General features: G+C 37.4%; 13 protein-coding genes. 8 read left to right on the top strand and 5 right to left on the bottom strand.

Going from position 1 to position 16056, the window contains the following annotated elements; genetic code table 11:
* Window positions 1-14: 14 nt before the first annotated feature.
* The 3 genes from CVD27_RS09170 to CVD27_RS09180 all read right to left on the bottom strand — a co-directional run bounded on the left by CVD27_RS09170 (window position 15) and on the right by CVD27_RS09180 (window position 7349).
* Entirely contained in the window at window positions 15-1088 is a 1074-nt protein-coding gene (locus tag CVD27_RS09170; protein WP_101647595.1) for an FUSC family protein, read from the bottom strand.
* A 179-nt stretch (window positions 1089-1267) separates the two neighbouring features.
* Complete coding sequence (locus CVD27_RS09175) at window positions 1268-5737, bottom strand: glutamate synthase-related protein (RefSeq protein WP_101647615.1); 4470 nt, start codon at window positions 5735-5737, stop codon at window positions 1268-1270.
* 316 nt (window positions 5738-6053) lie between these two features.
* Window positions 6054-7349 (bottom strand): glutamate-1-semialdehyde 2,1-aminomutase, encoded by a 1296-nt coding sequence (locus CVD27_RS09180; protein WP_101647596.1) that lies wholly within the window; start codon window positions 7347-7349, stop codon window positions 6054-6056.
* A gap of 219 nt (window positions 7350-7568) precedes the next feature.
* On the opposite strand from CVD27_RS09180, the gene CVD27_RS09185 reads away from it, so the two are divergent.
* The 5 genes from CVD27_RS09185 to bcp all read left to right on the top strand — a co-directional run bounded on the left by CVD27_RS09185 (window position 7569) and on the right by bcp (window position 11233).
* Complete coding sequence (locus tag CVD27_RS09185) at window positions 7569-8585, top strand: ABC transporter ATP-binding protein (protein WP_101647597.1); 1017 nt, start codon at window positions 7569-7571, stop codon at window positions 8583-8585.
* Window positions 8578-9369, top strand: a complete 792-nt coding sequence (locus tag CVD27_RS09190) for an ABC transporter permease (protein ID WP_101647598.1) — start codon at window positions 8578-8580, stop codon at window positions 9367-9369. The genes CVD27_RS09185 and CVD27_RS09190 overlap by 8 nt, the downstream gene beginning before the upstream one ends.
* 3 nt (window positions 9370-9372) lie before the next feature.
* On the top strand, window positions 9373-10158 hold the full coding sequence (locus tag CVD27_RS09195) for an ABC transporter permease (RefSeq protein WP_101647599.1): 786 nt from the start codon (window positions 9373-9375) through the stop codon (window positions 10156-10158).
* Between the two features lie 101 nt (window positions 10159-10259).
* Window positions 10260-10649, top strand: coding sequence for a potassium channel family protein (locus tag CVD27_RS09200; protein WP_101647600.1), 390 nt, complete (start codon window positions 10260-10262; stop codon window positions 10647-10649).
* A 113-nt stretch (window positions 10650-10762) separates the two neighbouring features.
* Window positions 10763-11233, top strand: coding sequence for a thioredoxin-dependent thiol peroxidase (bcp, locus tag CVD27_RS09205; RefSeq protein ID WP_101647601.1), 471 nt, complete (start codon window positions 10763-10765; stop codon window positions 11231-11233).
* Window positions 11234-11286: 53 nt separating this feature from the next.
* Here the strand turns inward: bcp and CVD27_RS09210 are convergent, their stop codons facing one another.
* Complete coding sequence (locus tag CVD27_RS09210) at window positions 11287-12960, bottom strand: ribonuclease J (RefSeq protein ID WP_101647602.1); 1674 nt, start codon at window positions 12958-12960, stop codon at window positions 11287-11289.
* Window positions 12961-13325: 365 nt separating this feature from the next.
* Between CVD27_RS09210 and CVD27_RS09215 the strand changes: the two genes are divergently transcribed.
* The gene (locus CVD27_RS09215; protein ID WP_101647603.1) at window positions 13326-13880 is read left to right on the top strand and encodes a cob(I)yrinic acid a,c-diamide adenosyltransferase; all 555 of its coding nucleotides are present in this window, start codon (window positions 13326-13328) and stop codon (window positions 13878-13880) included.
* Window positions 13881-13986: 106 nt separating this feature from the next.
* Window positions 13987-14424: a peroxide-responsive transcriptional repressor PerR gene (gene perR / locus CVD27_RS09220; RefSeq protein ID WP_101647604.1), complete on the top strand. Its 438-nt coding sequence runs from the start codon at window positions 13987-13989 to the stop codon at window positions 14422-14424.
* Window positions 14425-14493: 69 nt separating this feature from the next.
* On the opposite strand, the gene CVD27_RS09225 is transcribed toward perR, so the two are convergent.
* Window positions 14494-14847, bottom strand: a complete 354-nt coding sequence (locus CVD27_RS09225) for a YgzB family protein (protein ID WP_101647605.1) — start codon at window positions 14845-14847, stop codon at window positions 14494-14496.
* Window positions 14848-14992: 145 nt separating this feature from the next.
* Between CVD27_RS09225 and CVD27_RS09230 the strand changes: the two genes are divergently transcribed.
* Window positions 14993-15856, top strand: coding sequence for a nucleotidyltransferase-like protein (locus CVD27_RS09230; RefSeq protein ID WP_101647606.1), 864 nt, complete (start codon window positions 14993-14995; stop codon window positions 15854-15856).
* Window positions 15857-16056 lie beyond the last annotated feature (200 nt).

Consider the following 16056-nt stretch of genomic DNA (forward strand, 5'->3'; position numbering starts at 1 on the left):
CGGGTTCTTTCCGTTTAATGTTGAACTTCATCAATCGATACTTCGTTGTGATGATAAGAATGGAAGCTGGTTATAAGTGTATCAAGATGTTCTACCTGTTCACCGTAATCAATAATGGTAGCGATAATTTGCATGGAATGATATAAATGCGGATTATCATGATCATCATTTTCTCTTACGTGCTTTAAGTAAAAATCGAATAATTCCTTTTTATTAATGCAATTCGTTTCTTTGACGCTTGAAGATGGGATAGGGATTTTTCCAATAAATCGAAGTATAACTTGTTCATGATGGTAGATTAAACTATCTAATTGGTCCTGGATGCATTGTTGAAAGTTCTCTGGAAGCTGTAAAAGTTCATTTTCAAAGCGGTGCAGTCTTTTTAAAGTATCCAAGGCTTTTTTAGCCGTTATATTTAATTGACGGTAAATAACCAACTTTCGTGATTTTTCCAATTTGACTTTTTTAAAATAACTACGCTCTTCTTTGTACATTGTATACAACTGCTCCATTGATTGAATACTGTCTTTAAACGTTTTAATGTCCTCTTTTAATAATTGGTGGTCATAGTCATGTCTAGTGCTTAAACGAATCCATTTAATAATTTCTTCGGTAGTAGTAACAATTTTAAAGTAAAGTTTATTTTCATATTTAGGCGGCATGAAGATAAGATTGACTAAAAAAGCAGAGAATACTCCAATCATAATTGTAGTGAAACGGATACCGGCAAACTGAATAAAATTACCGCTTTGTAATTCCATGATGGAAATTAAGGTAACCAGTGACAAGCCAATAGTATTCTCAAGTTTTAGTTTAAGGTTTAATAGAATGACGATAATAGCTGCTAATCCAACCACAATAAAGTGATTACCTAATAGCAGAACAAAAATGACTCCGCACAAAGCGCCGATAATATTTCCTTGAATCTGTTCAATAATGGTCAAATAGGAGCGATATATAGTTGGTTGAATTGCAAAGATTGCAGAAATCCCGGCTAAGACAGGAGAGGGAGAATGCAACAACTGGCCTATAAAAAGGGATAATGCAATGGCTATTCCCGTTTTTAAAATGCGGGCACCTAACTTCATTTAGTTAATTTCCTTTCAAATGTTCATTTATCTTTTCAATGAATAACAAATATGTACTATACAATGTTTACCCCATATTATCAAGAGATATTATATCAATTTATATATTCAGATGATATGAAAAAAATGTAAAAAAAACGTCCGCTATCATAAGCGGACGTTTTTTGTTTTATTAGTAATCATTCTGTAGAAACTGATGGATCTGCCTGTTCTTTAACAGGAAGAATTTGTACAAAGTGATTTTCTGGATTTGCTAAGAGCCCTCTAAGTTGCTCTGCTTCTTCAGATTGACCATTTTGTGCCAGTAAATCAGTATATTGACTTAATAATTCATTAATATCCTTTTTACCCTTTTCGTCTAAAGCTATAACAGATACTTTGGCTCCTTTTGCTACACGGCGCTTAATGGCATCAGTAGTTAGACCCATTTCAGGCTGGTGACGGACATAAACAACACCACCGGTCATACCTGCACAAATCCATGGACCTGGGTCACCAAGAACAAGACCGCGGCCATTTGTCATGTATTCAAAAGCAAAACCTTTGATATTTGCGTTTGCACCGATATTTCCAGCCTCTTTTTCAGGGATAGGCTGCTTTACTGCACCGCCAATTATTAAATCAGCACCAGAGAGGCGAATTCCTGCACGTGCATCCGCATTTCCTTGAGCAACAAGAAGTCCTTTTTGTGCACCGTAACCGAAACCTTTACCAACAGAACCATTGAGATAACGGCCATTTTTACCTTTAGATTTAAGAACGTGAATATTACCGCCAAAGGAAGTTTTTCCGACACCGTCTTGACCGCCGCCATTGACAGTAATTTCAATCCCTTCACTATTATATGCTCCTAGACCGTTACCAGGGATCGATCCTTCTTTGTACTTAAGTTGTACTGGAGCCAGCTGTTTGTAAGAACCATCCAGTCTTCCGCGAACGCGGTGGCAGGATACTCTGCTTCCTAAGACTCTTTGTTCAGATGTTACGCTAACGAACTCGCGGGAAGAATGTAGCTGATCTACACTTGCATCAAGATATTCTGCACCAGCCGCCACTTGCATTTGAACTTCTTCAATGGATTTTGAAGCTTCCATTTTTGCAAACTGGCTAATTTCAAGCGGTTTTAACAGGTAAGAAAGGTTCAGTTGATTTTCTCCCTTAATCTGTTCTAGTAATTCAGAATGACCAACTGCATCTTGTAAATTCTTAATTCCCATTGAAGCTGCAAGAGTCATTAATTCAGTACCAAATGCAGTAAATAGATTCATAATTCCTTGAACCGCTAAATCCAACTGTCTAGGAACAAAACGACGCAAGCCGTGTTCTTTTGCTTGTGCTTCTGATTCAATTTGAGTAGCAATACCAACATGACAAGTATCTAAATGACAGCCACGGCAAGTGGTACAACCAATAGAAAGCATTGCTAATGTACCAAATCCAACGCGGTTTGCACCCAGTAGCATAATTTTAATAACATCCATAGCACTCTTCATACCGCCATCAGCCCAAATCTCTACCTTATGGCGAAGACCGCTTTCTAATAGGGCATTATGAGCGGCTTTAACCCCGATTTCTACAGGTAAGCCAACATATTGAAGAGCGTGGATCCTAGCAGCACCAGTACCGCCATCAAAGCCGCTGAGTGTGATGATATCTGCCCCAGCTTTTGCAATACCAACGGCAATTGTACCGATATTAGGAACGACGGGTACTTTAACAGCAATTTTTGCTTGGTCGTTAGCTGTTTTTAATTCAAGAATCATTTGGGCCAAATCTTCAATTGAATAGATATCATGGTTATTAGAAGGTGATATTAAATCAGAACCAAGTGTAGCGTTACGAGCGGCAGCAACTTTTGCTGTAACTTTTGATCCTGGTAAGTGACCGCCTTCTCCAGGCTTTGCACCTTGCCCAATCTTAATTTCTAATAGGTTTGAAGAGTTTAATAGTTCTGCATTTACCCCGAAACGGCCTGAAGCAATTTGCTGTCCTCTTGTTTTTGGATATTTACCAAGCATATCCTTAATTTCGCCGCCTTCACCATTCAAACTTACCATGTTTAAACGGTCGGCACCTTCAGCATAGGCTCTAAATGCGATTTCATTCTGAGAACCAAATGACATGGAAGAAATTAAGAATGGTAAATCATGTTCACCAACACGAAGATCCACTTCTTCAGGTGAAATTTGTTTGCTGCCCTTTTTAAGTGATACTAAATGACGAATAGTAGTCGGATTTTGTTCTTCCTGTTCAGTGATTTTTTCGCGATAAGCGTTATAGTCACCGGTAGAAGCAACTTCACCAATAGCTTTCCAAATACGTGGGAAGAGATGAAATGTTTTACCGACTCTTTCTTTATCATTTTGATAATCAACTGCTCTTTTGATAGACTCTTGCTTCATTGCTTCGAAATCCATCTCGATTTCATTTGAGCCAAAGAAGTTTACAACGTTTAATACTTTAGCAACTTCTTCGTGTAATCCAATGCTGGAGTACAGTCTTCCGTAACCGCGCAGCTCGTGAATACCAATTGTAGAAATTACTTTTTCTAACCCTTTTGTTAGGGCACTATATAGGTTAATTAATGGTTTAGTGGTTTCATCTTGAACCGTTAGGAACATGTAATACGGGCTGATTAAATCTGCACCCAAACCGAAAACAGTAATAATATCATGAAGTGAACGAATTGCTGCAGAACGTAATAATATAGAACAATCTCTTCTTAACTCTGCTTTTACTAATGCTTGATCTATAGCAGAAGTTGCTAAATGTGGATCGATCCAATAGGAATCCTCTTGGTGTGCTTTTGCATCGTCAAGAATAAGCAGTGCTTTGCCAGCCTGAACAGCTTGAACCGCTTCATTTGCCAATCTTTCTAGCGCATCATCCAATTTTTCGCTGCCTTCAAAGGTAGTAGAAATAAAAGCAGCTAATTTTTGCTCTTGGAAATGATGAACTACTTGATCAAAGCTCGGCTGCACTAAGTCTTCTGCACATAAAAATCCAGCTTTTCCCTCCAATAATAGAGGAGTAGTAAGCTCAATTACAGAATTTGCTTTCTCAGCCGCAAAAAGATGTGGCCGTTTCCCGATAATAACACGAGTAGAGAAGTGCTCTGTTTCACGGTCTCGGTCAATAGCAGGATTTGTTACGACAGCAACACTTTCCTTAATATAGTCAGCAATATTCACACGTTCAGGATTAAGTGCTGCAAGCGGAGCGTCATGTCCAAGTGAACGAATAGGCTCAACACCTTTTTCAGCCATTTGTTCAATTAATTGGATGTGATCGCGTTCCCATCCGAATGCTTTATATTGTCCGTTATGAATTTTATCCGGATAACTCATTGTAATAGTTTTTGAAAATGCAGGAGGCTGAAGACGCACTCTTGATTCACTGATTGTTAACCGATCATTGAAACGTTTGTATACTTCGTTTTGGTAACGATTTTGCTCGTAAACATCTAAAGTCTCACCGTTCCATTTAAAACCAACTTTTTCTCCAGGTGCTAACGGCTTTGGTTCATTTACATATTCACTTGATGGAATAATCCCAGGTTCAGAGGAGAAAAGATAAGAGCTTTCAGTTTCAAGCATCCATAGTGGACGTAAACCTAGGGCATCTACACTAAAAACTGCTTCATCACCATTTCGGGAAATTATTCCTGCTGGTCCTTGAGCAAAATGTCCCCATGCTTCACGAAGATAAGTATATAAATCCTGAAGGTGTTCAGGGTATGCTTTAATTTCATTTACAATTGGCGGGAATAATAAATCCATTGTTTCGAATAATGAGTACCCGTCACGACTAATAAGTGTTTCCATCGTACGACTAAGATCCTGAGAGTCACTTCCATCTTTGACTAGCGGAACTCCAATCATTCTTGCCTCGTCACGAAGCTTTGCAATAGTGTTAATTTCACCATTATGACCAAGGACACTAAATGGCTGTACTCGGAAAAAACTTGATAGAGTATTGGTAGAATAACGATTATGGCCGAGTGTCATGGTTGAAGCAACGAGTGGATTTGCTAAGTCATGGTAGTATCGAGGCAAAATATCTCCAGCACCCATTACTTTATAGACAACATGATGTTGACTTAAAGAAGCAACATGGACATGTTCGTTTGTTTCAAAGTCAATTAGAGCATCAAAAAGATTCTTAGTAAGCTCCTTGCCTTTTTTTGCAGAAACACAAGCAAATTGCCAAAACACTGGATTTTCTTGTATTGCAATTGGACCTAGAGCAGAAGAATCTGTCACTTCATCTGTCTCAAAAACTAAAGTTAACTCGTAATTTTCTAGCTTTTTTTGTAATTCTTGTTTAGTAGTTTGCCAGTTTACCTTACGGCTTACAAACACATGTCCGACAGCAAAATCTTCTTGATCTACTAGGTTTGCATCAATGCCGGCATCACTCAATTTTTGTTTCCAGAGTTTAGCTGGAATATCCATATGAATTCCTACACCATCACCTTCGCCATTAATAAAGCCTGCACGATGGTTCATGGTAACAAGGGCTTCTATACAATCAAAAATGTTTTTTCTGGTCGGAATTTTGTTTTTTTCAAGACAAGCAACAATTCCACAGGCATCGTGTTCTTGCTTATGGAAATCTTTAAATAGGGAAGGGGTCCAGTTTTGTGACATTATTATTGGCTTCATCGGTACACCGTTAAAGCCGTTTCACCTCCTATGATACTATTGGATTATTAATCTACCTTGTAGAAATGAATTTTTGTCTCTTTAGTCGTGTAATAAGTTAAAGATTCAAAATAGAAATAATAATCTTATATTATCACAAGAATTTTCAGAAATCAAATAAATATACAAAAATTTGGATAAAAAAGTGTATGAAAAAACATGCAAATTCAGGAAGAAAACTGTTAATGTAACCGTTTTCATTGGAGTTATAAAAATAAAAGGGAGTATTTTCCACTCCCTTTTGTGCATAAAAAATGCATAATTATTCGCCTTTAAGTGAAGAAAATGCATTTCTTACCGCGTGTAATGTAGCTTCAATGTCTTCTTCTGTATGTGCAATAGTTAAGAACCAAGCTTCATATTTGGATGGAGCAAGATTGATTCCTTGATGAAGCATAAGTTTGAAAAACTTGGCAAACATTTGACCATCGGTATTTTCTGCCTGTTCATAGTTTTCAACTTTTTCATTTGTGAAATAAACAGTTAAAGCCCCTTTTAAACGGTTAATAGTTATCTCAATACCATTCTCTTTAGCAGCTTCCAAGATTCCTTCTTCCAGCATAGCTCCTAATCGGTCTAAATACTCATACACTCCGTCTTGATTTAAGACTTCAAGGCAGGCAATTCCTGACAGCATGGAGGCAGGGTTTCCGGCCATTGTACCAGCCTGATAGGCGGTTCCCAGCGGTGCGACCTTTTCCATGATTTCTTTCCGTCCGCCGTAAGCCCCGATTGGAAGGCCGCCGCCGATAATTTTTCCTAGGGCTGTTAAATCTGGCTGCACTCCTAACAAATCCTGTGCTCCGCCATACATAAAACGGAAGGCTGTTATAACTTCATCGTAAATAACTAGTGCTCCTGCTTCATGTGTGAGGTCATTGACTTGCTGTAAGAATCCCGGTTTTGGTTCAACAATTCCAAAGTTTCCGACGATCGGTTCTACTAATACAGCGGCAACTTGGTCGCCCCATTTTTCTAAAGCTTGTTTAAAAGGTTCAATATCATTGAAAGGGACAGTAATTACTTCCTCGGCAATGCTCTTTGGAACACCTGCTGAATCCGGTGTGCCAAGTGTGGAGGGACCTGAACCTGCAGCAACTAACACAAGGTCAGAATGTCCATGATAGCAGCCGGCAAATTTAATAATTTTATCTCGTCCAGTATGAGCACGGGCTACACGAATGGTTGACATAACTGCTTCTGTTCCTGAGTTAACAAATCGAACTTTGTCTAATGATGGAATGGCTTCTTTTAACATTTTAGCGAATTTTACCTCGTGAGGAGTAGGGGTTCCATAAAGCACTCCAGTCTCGGCTGCACGTTTAATTGCCTCAGTAATATGTGGATGAGCATGCCCCGTAATAATCGGACCGTACGCTGCAAGATAGTCAATGTATTGATTTCCGTCGACATCCCAAAAGTAAGCGCCTTGGCCACGTTCCATGACTACAGGCGATCCGCCGCCAACTGCTTTGTAAGATCTTGAAGGACTGTTAACTCCGCCAACAATATGCTGTAACGCTTCATTATGTAATCTTTCTGAATTTGTAAATTGCACAATCTTTCCTCCTTTTTTACGTATTTCTCTATTTTAACACTTTTTTAGTTGACTTCTATCTGTTTTATATTTTAGAAAATTTGTTGAAATACGGGACAGTTGTTTTATTAAAATTATTTAGCTAAACTAATTATTTAGGGTATAAATCATTGTAAATGTACAGCTTCAGCGCTCAACATCTAAACGGCGCTGCCGCTTTTCGTTTCAGGAGGAAAAAGAATGGAAAATGTAATCCAAGTAAAAGACCTACGAAAAGAGTTTAAAGCCTATTCCAGTCGCACTGGTTTGAAAGGTGCGTTCCGGGATTTGTTTACACGTAATTATAAAGTTGTTCCTGCGGTAGATGATATTAATTTTTCCGTCAAAAGAGGGGAAATGGTTGGATACATCGGGGAAAACGGTGCAGGTAAATCTACAACCATAAAAATGCTGACGGGCATATTGACCCCGACATCTGGAGAAATCATTGTAAACGGGATGAATCCACATAAGGAACGTGAACGATTTGTACAAACCATCGGTGTTGTTTTTGGGCAGCGCTCACAATTATGGTGGGATATTGCAGTACAGGAATCATTTCGTTTGTTGAAAAAGGTTTATAAAGTATCTGATGAACAATATGATCAGCATATGAATCATGTTATAAAAACATTGGATATTGAACCGCTCTTAGATAAGCCAGTAAGAAAGTTATCCCTTGGTCAAAGAATGCGCTGCGAACTTGCTGCCGCATTAATCCATAACCCTCCATTACTTTTTTTAGATGAACCTACCATCGGTTTAGATGTTCTTGTAAAATTAAAAATCCGAGAATTCCTAAAAGAAATTAATGAAAAATATAACACAACGATTTTATTGACAACTCATGACCTATCAGACATTGAGGCATTGTGTGAGCGTGTTGTGATGCTTGATGAAGGAAATATCATTTATGATGGTGGGTTAAGGGAGTTAAAGGAAAAATGGGGCGACCAGAAAGAACTTCAATTCCAATTTCTTGAGGCCGTCGATATTCCAGCTGTGCAAAAAATCACAAGCGGACTTCCCGTCGTATGGGAGTTGGATGAGAAAGACCAAATTTTCACTGCGACAGTAGAGGATCGTGATGAATTAATCTCACAGGTAATCGCCCAAGTTGTTGCAGCATTCAAAATTAAAGATGTAAAAATAAATGAAACTTCGACAGAAGAAATTATACGAAATATCTATGAAAAGGGTGCTGTGGAAGTTGGATAAGTATTTAGAAATGATTCGGATTCGTTTTTTAATGATGCTTGCCTATCGGACTAACTATTATACGGGAATTCTTATTTATGGCATTAATATTGGAGCTTATTATTTTCTTTGGACGGCTATTTATGGCGGCAAAGAACAAATTCAAGGACTTTCTGTCGTACAGATGACTACCTATGTAGCCGTTTCATGGATGGCAAGAGCATTTTATTTTAATAATCTAGACCGAGAAATGGCCCAAGAAATTATGGAAGGAAAAGTGGCCATTGAATTGATTAGACCCTACAATTATTTGGGGATGAAAACCATGCAAGGATTGGGGGAAGGGATTTTTAGGCTTTTCTTCTTTTCAGCTCCGGGGCTTATCATTGTTTACTTTATTTTTCCAATTCAGTTTACATGGAATTTGAGTGTTTGGGGTTTATTTACCATTTCTATTTTATTAAGTTTTTTCATTAATACAGAGCTTAATTTATTAACAGGAATAACGACTTTCTTCTTATATAATAATGCTGGGCTTATTCGTGCCAAACGAGTGGTAATTGATTTATTTTCTGGACTTCTCTTGCCGATTAGTTTCTTTCCAGGGTGGGCTCAAACTGTAATGGGGTTTCTGCCTTTTAAAGGGATAAGTTATACCCCTAGTATGATTTTTACCAAAGGATTTTCACATGATCAGGCGGTAGCTGCAATTGGCCAGCAATTTATTTGGGTAATTATTTTAATGTTGCCGATTTATGTTCTTTGGCATCTAGCAAAAAAACAGATGATTATTCAAGGGGGGTAAGATGTGTTTTATTTATCCATGTTTTTTCAATATATTTCACAATATCTAAAAACAAGATTTCAATACCGGGCGGATCTTTTTGTCGAGTTTTTTTCGGATTTAATGTCCCAAGCTATTAACCTTGTTTTTATATTGGTTGTCTTCGGACATACCCATTTACTTCACGGCTGGAACAGAGATGAGATTATTTTTATCTATGGCTTTTTTCTAGTTCCGTTTGCCGTTTTTTCAGCGTTCTTTAATATTTGGGACTTTAATGAACGTTATATTGTAAAGGGAGAACTGGACCGGATTTTAACAAGACCCATTCATAGTCTATTTCAAATTATTCTTGAAAGACTTGAGCTTGAATCACTATTAGGTGCTATAACGGGACTTGCTGTCATGTTTTATGCTGGAAGCAGGCTCCATTTAGATGTAGATTGGTATGATCCCATTTTGTTTATCGTTTTTGTTATTGGCGGTGCACTGGTTTATGGAGGAGTGTTTATTATACTGGCTTGTATAAGCTTTTGGGCCGATGCCAGAACGTCGTTGATGCCGATGATGTATAATATCAGTAACTATGGAAGGTACCCGGTGAATATCTATAATCAATTAATCCGCTTTGTGTTAACATGGGTTTTACCGTTTGCGTTTGTGGGTGTTTACCCTGCAGCCTTCTTTTTAGAAAAACAAGAATGGTACTTGTATTCTTTTTTAACGCCAGTTATTGGGGTTGTTTTCTTTATTCTTTCGGTTATGCTTTGGAACCAAGGCGTAAAAAAATACCGAGGTGCAGGGAATTAAATATTTTAGAAGGAAACCGGGATTATGCCCGGTTTTTGATATTTTATTGTCCAAGCCGGCATAGGAATAGAATAAGGCGCATTTTCTTAGAGGTGGTTTTTATGTTCTATTTCTTATTGCCGATTGTCATTTTTTGCATTTTCATGAGTTTACGAACATTATTTACTCCTAACACCCTTAAGGGGAAAATAGTTTCGGCTGAGAACTTTTTGTATTTAGGAGCTGTTTATTTAACTATCATCCTTGGTTTTGGACTAATCTTTATTCTATTTAATTTAATCGGTATGCCTCTCTTGCGGGAAGTAAATGATTCTCATAGGAATACTTTTGAAACCAGCTTTTATTTTAGTGCCATGACGCTTTTTTCAGTTGGGAATGGTGATGTCCTTCCGCAAGGATTAGGAAGAATGATTGCTGTTATTGAAGCGTTAATTGGCTACACCTTGCCTGCAGCCTTTGTGGCAAGAGTAGTCCTTAATAATGAAAAGTAAGCCTTTTGATTGTGTTTAGTTGTGTTGTTAAGTGAATTTGGTTACGCTAAGAGTATTCAGAGTACCAAACAGCACTCGGAACATGAATTCAACTAAGCAAAGGAAGAGGTAAAATGACGATTAAAGTTGGAAATCAGGCACCCGATTTTGAATTAAGGGCTACAAATGGGGAAAGTGTTAGGTTAGCTGATTTTAGAGGGAAAAATGTTGTTTTGTATTTCTATCCGAAAGACATGACTCCAGGCTGCACTACTCAGGCATGTGATTTTCGAGATTATCATCAGAGCTTTACAGAGTTAGATTGCATGATTATTGGAATCAGCCCTGATCCTCAAGAGAAGCATGAAAAATTTATCGAAAAGTATAATTTACCTTTTACGCTCCTAGTAGATGAGGAACATAAAGCCGCAGAATTGTATGAAGTATGGAAACTAAAAAAGAATTTTGGAAAAGAATATATGGGAATTGAACGGTCGACGTTTGTGATAGATAAGGAAGGAAAGTTGGTTAAAGAGTGGCGGAAGGTAAAAGTAAAAGGGCACGTTGAAGAGGCCCTGCAGTATGTAAAAGAGAATTTGGCTTGATCCATATTAAAAAAGGATGTGTCACGATTAACGTGCACATCCTTTTTGCTTAACTAAATTTCGATAATAATTGGGAGAATCATTGGCTTCCGTTTTGTTTGTGTAAATAGATATTGTCCAACAGATTTTTTTATGTTTTGTTTAATTACATTCCATTGACGGATATTTTCTGTTTGCATGTCGTTGACGGTCTTTTTGACCAGACGATTTACTTCTTTAAGCAGTTCATCTGAGTCTCTTGCATAAACGAACCCACGGGTAATAGTATCAGGGCCTGAAATAATCTTCCGGTCCCCTTTACTGATGGTAATGACAATAACGAGCATTCCGTCTTCAGACAGCTGCTTTCTGTCACGTAATACAATATCTCCCACATCACCAACACCGATACCATCTACATATGTATCTCCAGCTGGTACGGAGCGGGTTTGACGGGCGATCCCATTATTGATATCCACAACGTCTCCGTTTTTAATAATAAATGTATTTCCTTTTTCCACTCCGACGGATTCAGCTAACATACGGTGATGATGCAACATTCGGAATTCACCATGAATAGGGATGAAATAGGTTGGTTTCATTAGTGTCAGCATTAGCTTTAGGTCTTCCTGATAGCCGTGTCCGGAAACATGCATACCTGTTGTACTACCGGAACCATAAATGACTTTGGCACCGATTTGAAATAAGTTATCAATAATGCGTGAAACATCCTTTTCGTTTCCTGGGATTGGAGACGCTGCTAATATTACTGTATCTCCCGGATAAATGGCCACATCACGGAAGTTTCCGTTTGCTAATCGTGATAGTGCTGCCATTGGTTCCCCTTGGCTGCCGGTACAAAGGATTGCAACCTTTTCCGAAGGCAGCTGATCGACTTCGTTTGCATCAATAATCATTCCCTCAGGGACATTTAGATAACCTCGTTCAATAGCTACATTAACAACATTGACCATACTGCGGCCTAGTAGTGCGAGTTTGCGATTAGTCTTCATTGCTGATTCAACGACTTGTTGAACACGGTTGACATTCGATGCAAAGGTTGAGATGAAAATCTTCCCCCGGGCCTTTATGAAGGCTTCATCCATATGTGAACCTACCATCTGTTCTGAAGGAGTTAGCCCCTTACGCTCTGCGTTAGTACTTTCAGAAATTAAGACTAATACACCCTGCTGGCCAATTTCAGCCATTTTATGTATATCGGAATATTGGTTATTGGCCGGCGTTAAATCAAATTTAAAATCCCCCGTATGGACTACATTTCCTTCTGGCGTATGAAAGACGATTCCAAGACAGTCAGGAATACTATGGCTAACTTTAAAAAAGGAAATTTGTACTTCCCCAAATTCCAATTTTGAATCAGAGTCAATAGTAATTAGTTTGGAATCTCCTTTAAGTCTGTGCTCATCTATTTTTAATTCAATTAATCCCAGTGTAAATCGGGTTGCATAAATGGGGATATTTAATTTTCTTAAAAAGTAGGGAATACCGCCAATATGATCTTCATGGCCGTGCGTAACAATTAAAGCCTTAATTTTCTCCTGATTCTCCTCCAAATAGGTAATGTCCGGAATAATTAAATCAATACCCAGCAAGCTTTCATCAGGAAATTTTCCACCGCAATCAATAATAAAAATATCGTCTTCATACTGGACAACATACATGTTTTTTCCGATTTCATTGATGCCGCCAAGAGCAAATATAGATAAGGTGTTTTCAGTGGTTTTCATATGTATCCTCCAATTCTAACTAAATACGTTTATTATTCCTTTCTTCAATCGCTTTGATGCAGAAAAGAGATAATAGACAGGCGCTTTGAGATTTATTTTTCTACCTGCTTTAAAGCCTATTTTCTCTGATAAAGGCATTTGTCCAATGCAAGATGGCGTAAATTGAATATCATTTTATTAGGGCATACCTCCTCAGATAAAATTATTAGGGTCCTTAGCGGGCCCTTTTTTTTTATATATAAAGGAGTATGTCATGATTACAACTTTTCGAAATATAAGGATAGGTGTTAAGATGAAGAAAATCGTAATCGTTAAAAATACATAAATATCATTAAAACAAAATCTTCTTAGTGGAGGGATAGTAATTGAAAATTTATACTAAAACAGGTGATAAAGGAACGACTTCTTTAGTATATGGACAGAGGGTAGCGAAAAACGATATGCGGGTCGAGGCTTATGGAACTTGCGATGAAACTAACTCTATGATTGGTCTGGCGATGAGTTACTTAAAAAATGAAAATTTTAAAGGGAAAGAAATAATTGAAAATGTATATCATAAAATACAAACAAACCTTTTTCATGTTGGTGCAGAATTAGCCACACCAAAAGGAAAAGAAGTAAAGTGGAAACTTGAATCTGATGATATTGAGCATTTGGAAAAAAATATTGATGACTGGGATTCCACTCTGCCTGCGCTGACAAATTTCATCCTTCCTGGTGGACATCCAGCAGGTGCTGCTTTTCATGTGGCAAGAACAATAGCACGGAGAGCTGAACGGTGTGCCGTTTCATTAGGGGACGATGTTAATCCGATTGTTTTAGCCTATTTAAACCGGCTTTCAGATCTTTTGTTTGTAACAGCGAGATATGTCAATTATCAATTAAGTCAGAAAGAGCAAACTTTACATGTGGAAAGTTAATAACAAATAGCGATTGTTAGATTACAATATTGACAAACGTACAAAAGACCTAGTAAAATTAATTATAACAATTATAATCTAATAATATTTTTTAGAAAGAAGGTGCATGGCGATGAATCAGTTAAAAGAAGCGTTGGATACTCTGAAGGAAACAGGTGTGCGGATTACTCCACAACGTCATGCTATACTTGAATATTTAATAAACTCGATGTCACATCCTACTGCTGATGAAATATATAAAGCCCTTGAAGGGAAATTCCCCAATATGAGTGTGGCAACAGTTTACAATAATTTACGAGTATTTCGCGAAGTGGGACTTGTTAAGGAATTAACCTATGGGGATGCATCCGCTCGTTTTGATTTTGTCACTTCTCATCATTATCACGTTATTTGTCAAAGTTGTGGTAAAATAGTTGACTTTCATTATCCTGGTTTGGATGAGGTTGAGCATCTAGCATCACATGTAACAGGCTTTAAAGTGGATAATCACCGTATGGAGATCTATGGATCTTGTCCTGAGTGTGCAAGTAAAGAAGTACATTGATTCAGTTCAATAAAAAAGAGGGTGACTAAAGCCTTTTGGTTAAACCAATAGGTTTTGGTCATCCTCTATTTATTTACTTCCCTTTTTATGATTGTAGGATTCATCAAATTGTTTTCCTTCGAGACTAGGGTCTAATGTTAATGGTTCACGGCAGTACATACACATATCTACCCTGCCAAGCATTTTAGTGGGCTTTCCGCAGTTTGGGCACTTAACCTGAATAGTTTTGGTTGAAAGCATACCAATCCAAAAATAGACCACTGTACTCGCGATGATAAAAATGAGCCCTAAAAGCATAAAGATGGTCATAATAATTGGTGATGTACGAAAATAAATCCCGACATACATAATAATAAAACCAATGAAGATTAAGGATAATGCAAAGGTCCGGATTTTATTAATTTTGCTCGAATATTTTGCCATGTTTCTCCCTCCTAGACAAACTATACCACAATTATTTTCTAAGAAAAAATACAAAGAATGTCGAAAATTGTCTTTTAAGAAAGAAGGAAATTAGATTCCACTGTCGAACATATAATGCTACCTGAATAAAATGGAGGAATGATGAATGGAAGACATCCTTCGGCCCATATATCAAGAACGGGCAAGTCAAACCAATACACTTGGAGTTTTATTGATTGAAAAAAAACAGAAATCTAGTCATATTACTGATTCATTTGATGTATTGTTGTTGATAATCGTTAAAGAGGCAGAACAGCCATTATTTATTAAACATTATACTTACGATGATAAAAAGGCAGCCATGCATATCATAACAGAATCACAGTTGCAGGAATGGCTCCTTTTAGGTACAAATCGTAAGATATTTGAATGGATTCATGAAGCGAAAATTTTGTTTGACCGAAACGAATATGTAATTAATTTAAAAACGGAGCTCCGGGACTTTCCTTTCAATGGACGGAAAATTAAGATGGGTTTAGAATTTGCTAAATTAATTCGACGTTATGTGGATGGAAAAGCATTATTTGAGAGTGGTCAATTTTTAGATGCATATAACCACGTTGTGCACTCTCTGCATCATTTGGCTCGATTAGCTGTCATAGAAAATGGTCTTCATCCGGAACTTACAGTCTGGCACCAAGTAAAACAAATAGAGCCGGAAATCTATAAGTTATATGTTGAACTTGTAAATAGTGAAGAAACCTTGGAAAAAAGGCTTGAACTTTTGTTTTTGGCGAGTGAGTTTTTGATTCATTCTAGAACAAATATTGGTACTGCTCACTTATTGGAAGTATTAAGCACCAAGGAGTACTGGTTGTTTAATGAAATTATGAGTGAAAAAGAGCTTATTCCTTACTCTGTAGATCTCGGTGTGTTGATTGAATATTTGATTGAAAAGCATTTGTTAGAAGTAGTGAATCTAGAGACCAAAGGTCATGGTGTTTTTCATCGATGTTATCGTATCTCATAATTATTTTATAAAAATAATAAAAGGTATTGACCTTTACGAAAATACTTGGTATATTAATAACCGTCGCTGCGAAACATTCTTTAAAAGCTTTCGTGAGTGACGGTTTGAAAGATTTAAAAAAGTGTTGACATCAAAAGTGATGATGTGATAAATTAATAAAGTCGCTTCTGAACAACGACAATTGCTCTTTGAAAACTAAA

The organism is Neobacillus cucumis (assembly GCF_002860255.1).
In the GTDB taxonomy this organism is placed as follows: Bacteria; Bacillota; Bacilli; order Bacillales; family Cytobacillaceae; genus Neobacillus; species Neobacillus cucumis_A.

What these genes read in the sequence shown, in the direction of transcription:
- CVD27_RS09170 (WP_101647595.1), bottom strand. Translation starts at nt 1,088, where the DNA reads ATGAAGTTAGGTGCCCGCATTTTAAAAACGGGAATAGCCATTGCATTA.
- CVD27_RS09175 (WP_101647615.1), bottom strand. Translation starts at nt 5,737, where the DNA reads ATGTCACAAAACTGGACCCCTTCCCTATTTAAAGATTTCCATAAGCAA.
- CVD27_RS09185 (WP_101647597.1), top strand. Translation starts at nt 7,569, where the DNA reads ATGGAAAATGTAATCCAAGTAAAAGACCTACGAAAAGAGTTTAAAGCC.
- CVD27_RS09200 (WP_101647600.1), top strand. Translation starts at nt 10,260, where the DNA reads ATGTTCTATTTCTTATTGCCGATTGTCATTTTTTGCATTTTCATGAGT.
- bcp (WP_101647601.1), top strand. Translation starts at nt 10,763, where the DNA reads ATGACGATTAAAGTTGGAAATCAGGCACCCGATTTTGAATTAAGGGCT.
- CVD27_RS09210 (WP_101647602.1), bottom strand. Translation starts at nt 12,960, where the DNA reads ATGAAAACCACTGAAAACACCTTATCTATATTTGCTCTTGGCGGCATC.
- perR (WP_101647604.1), top strand. Translation starts at nt 13,987, where the DNA reads ATGGCGATGAATCAGTTAAAAGAAGCGTTGGATACTCTGAAGGAAACA.
- CVD27_RS09225 (WP_101647605.1), bottom strand. Translation starts at nt 14,847, where the DNA reads ATGGCAAAATATTCGAGCAAAATTAATAAAATCCGGACCTTTGCATTA.
- CVD27_RS09230 (WP_101647606.1), top strand. Translation starts at nt 14,993, where the DNA reads ATGGAAGACATCCTTCGGCCCATATATCAAGAACGGGCAAGTCAAACC.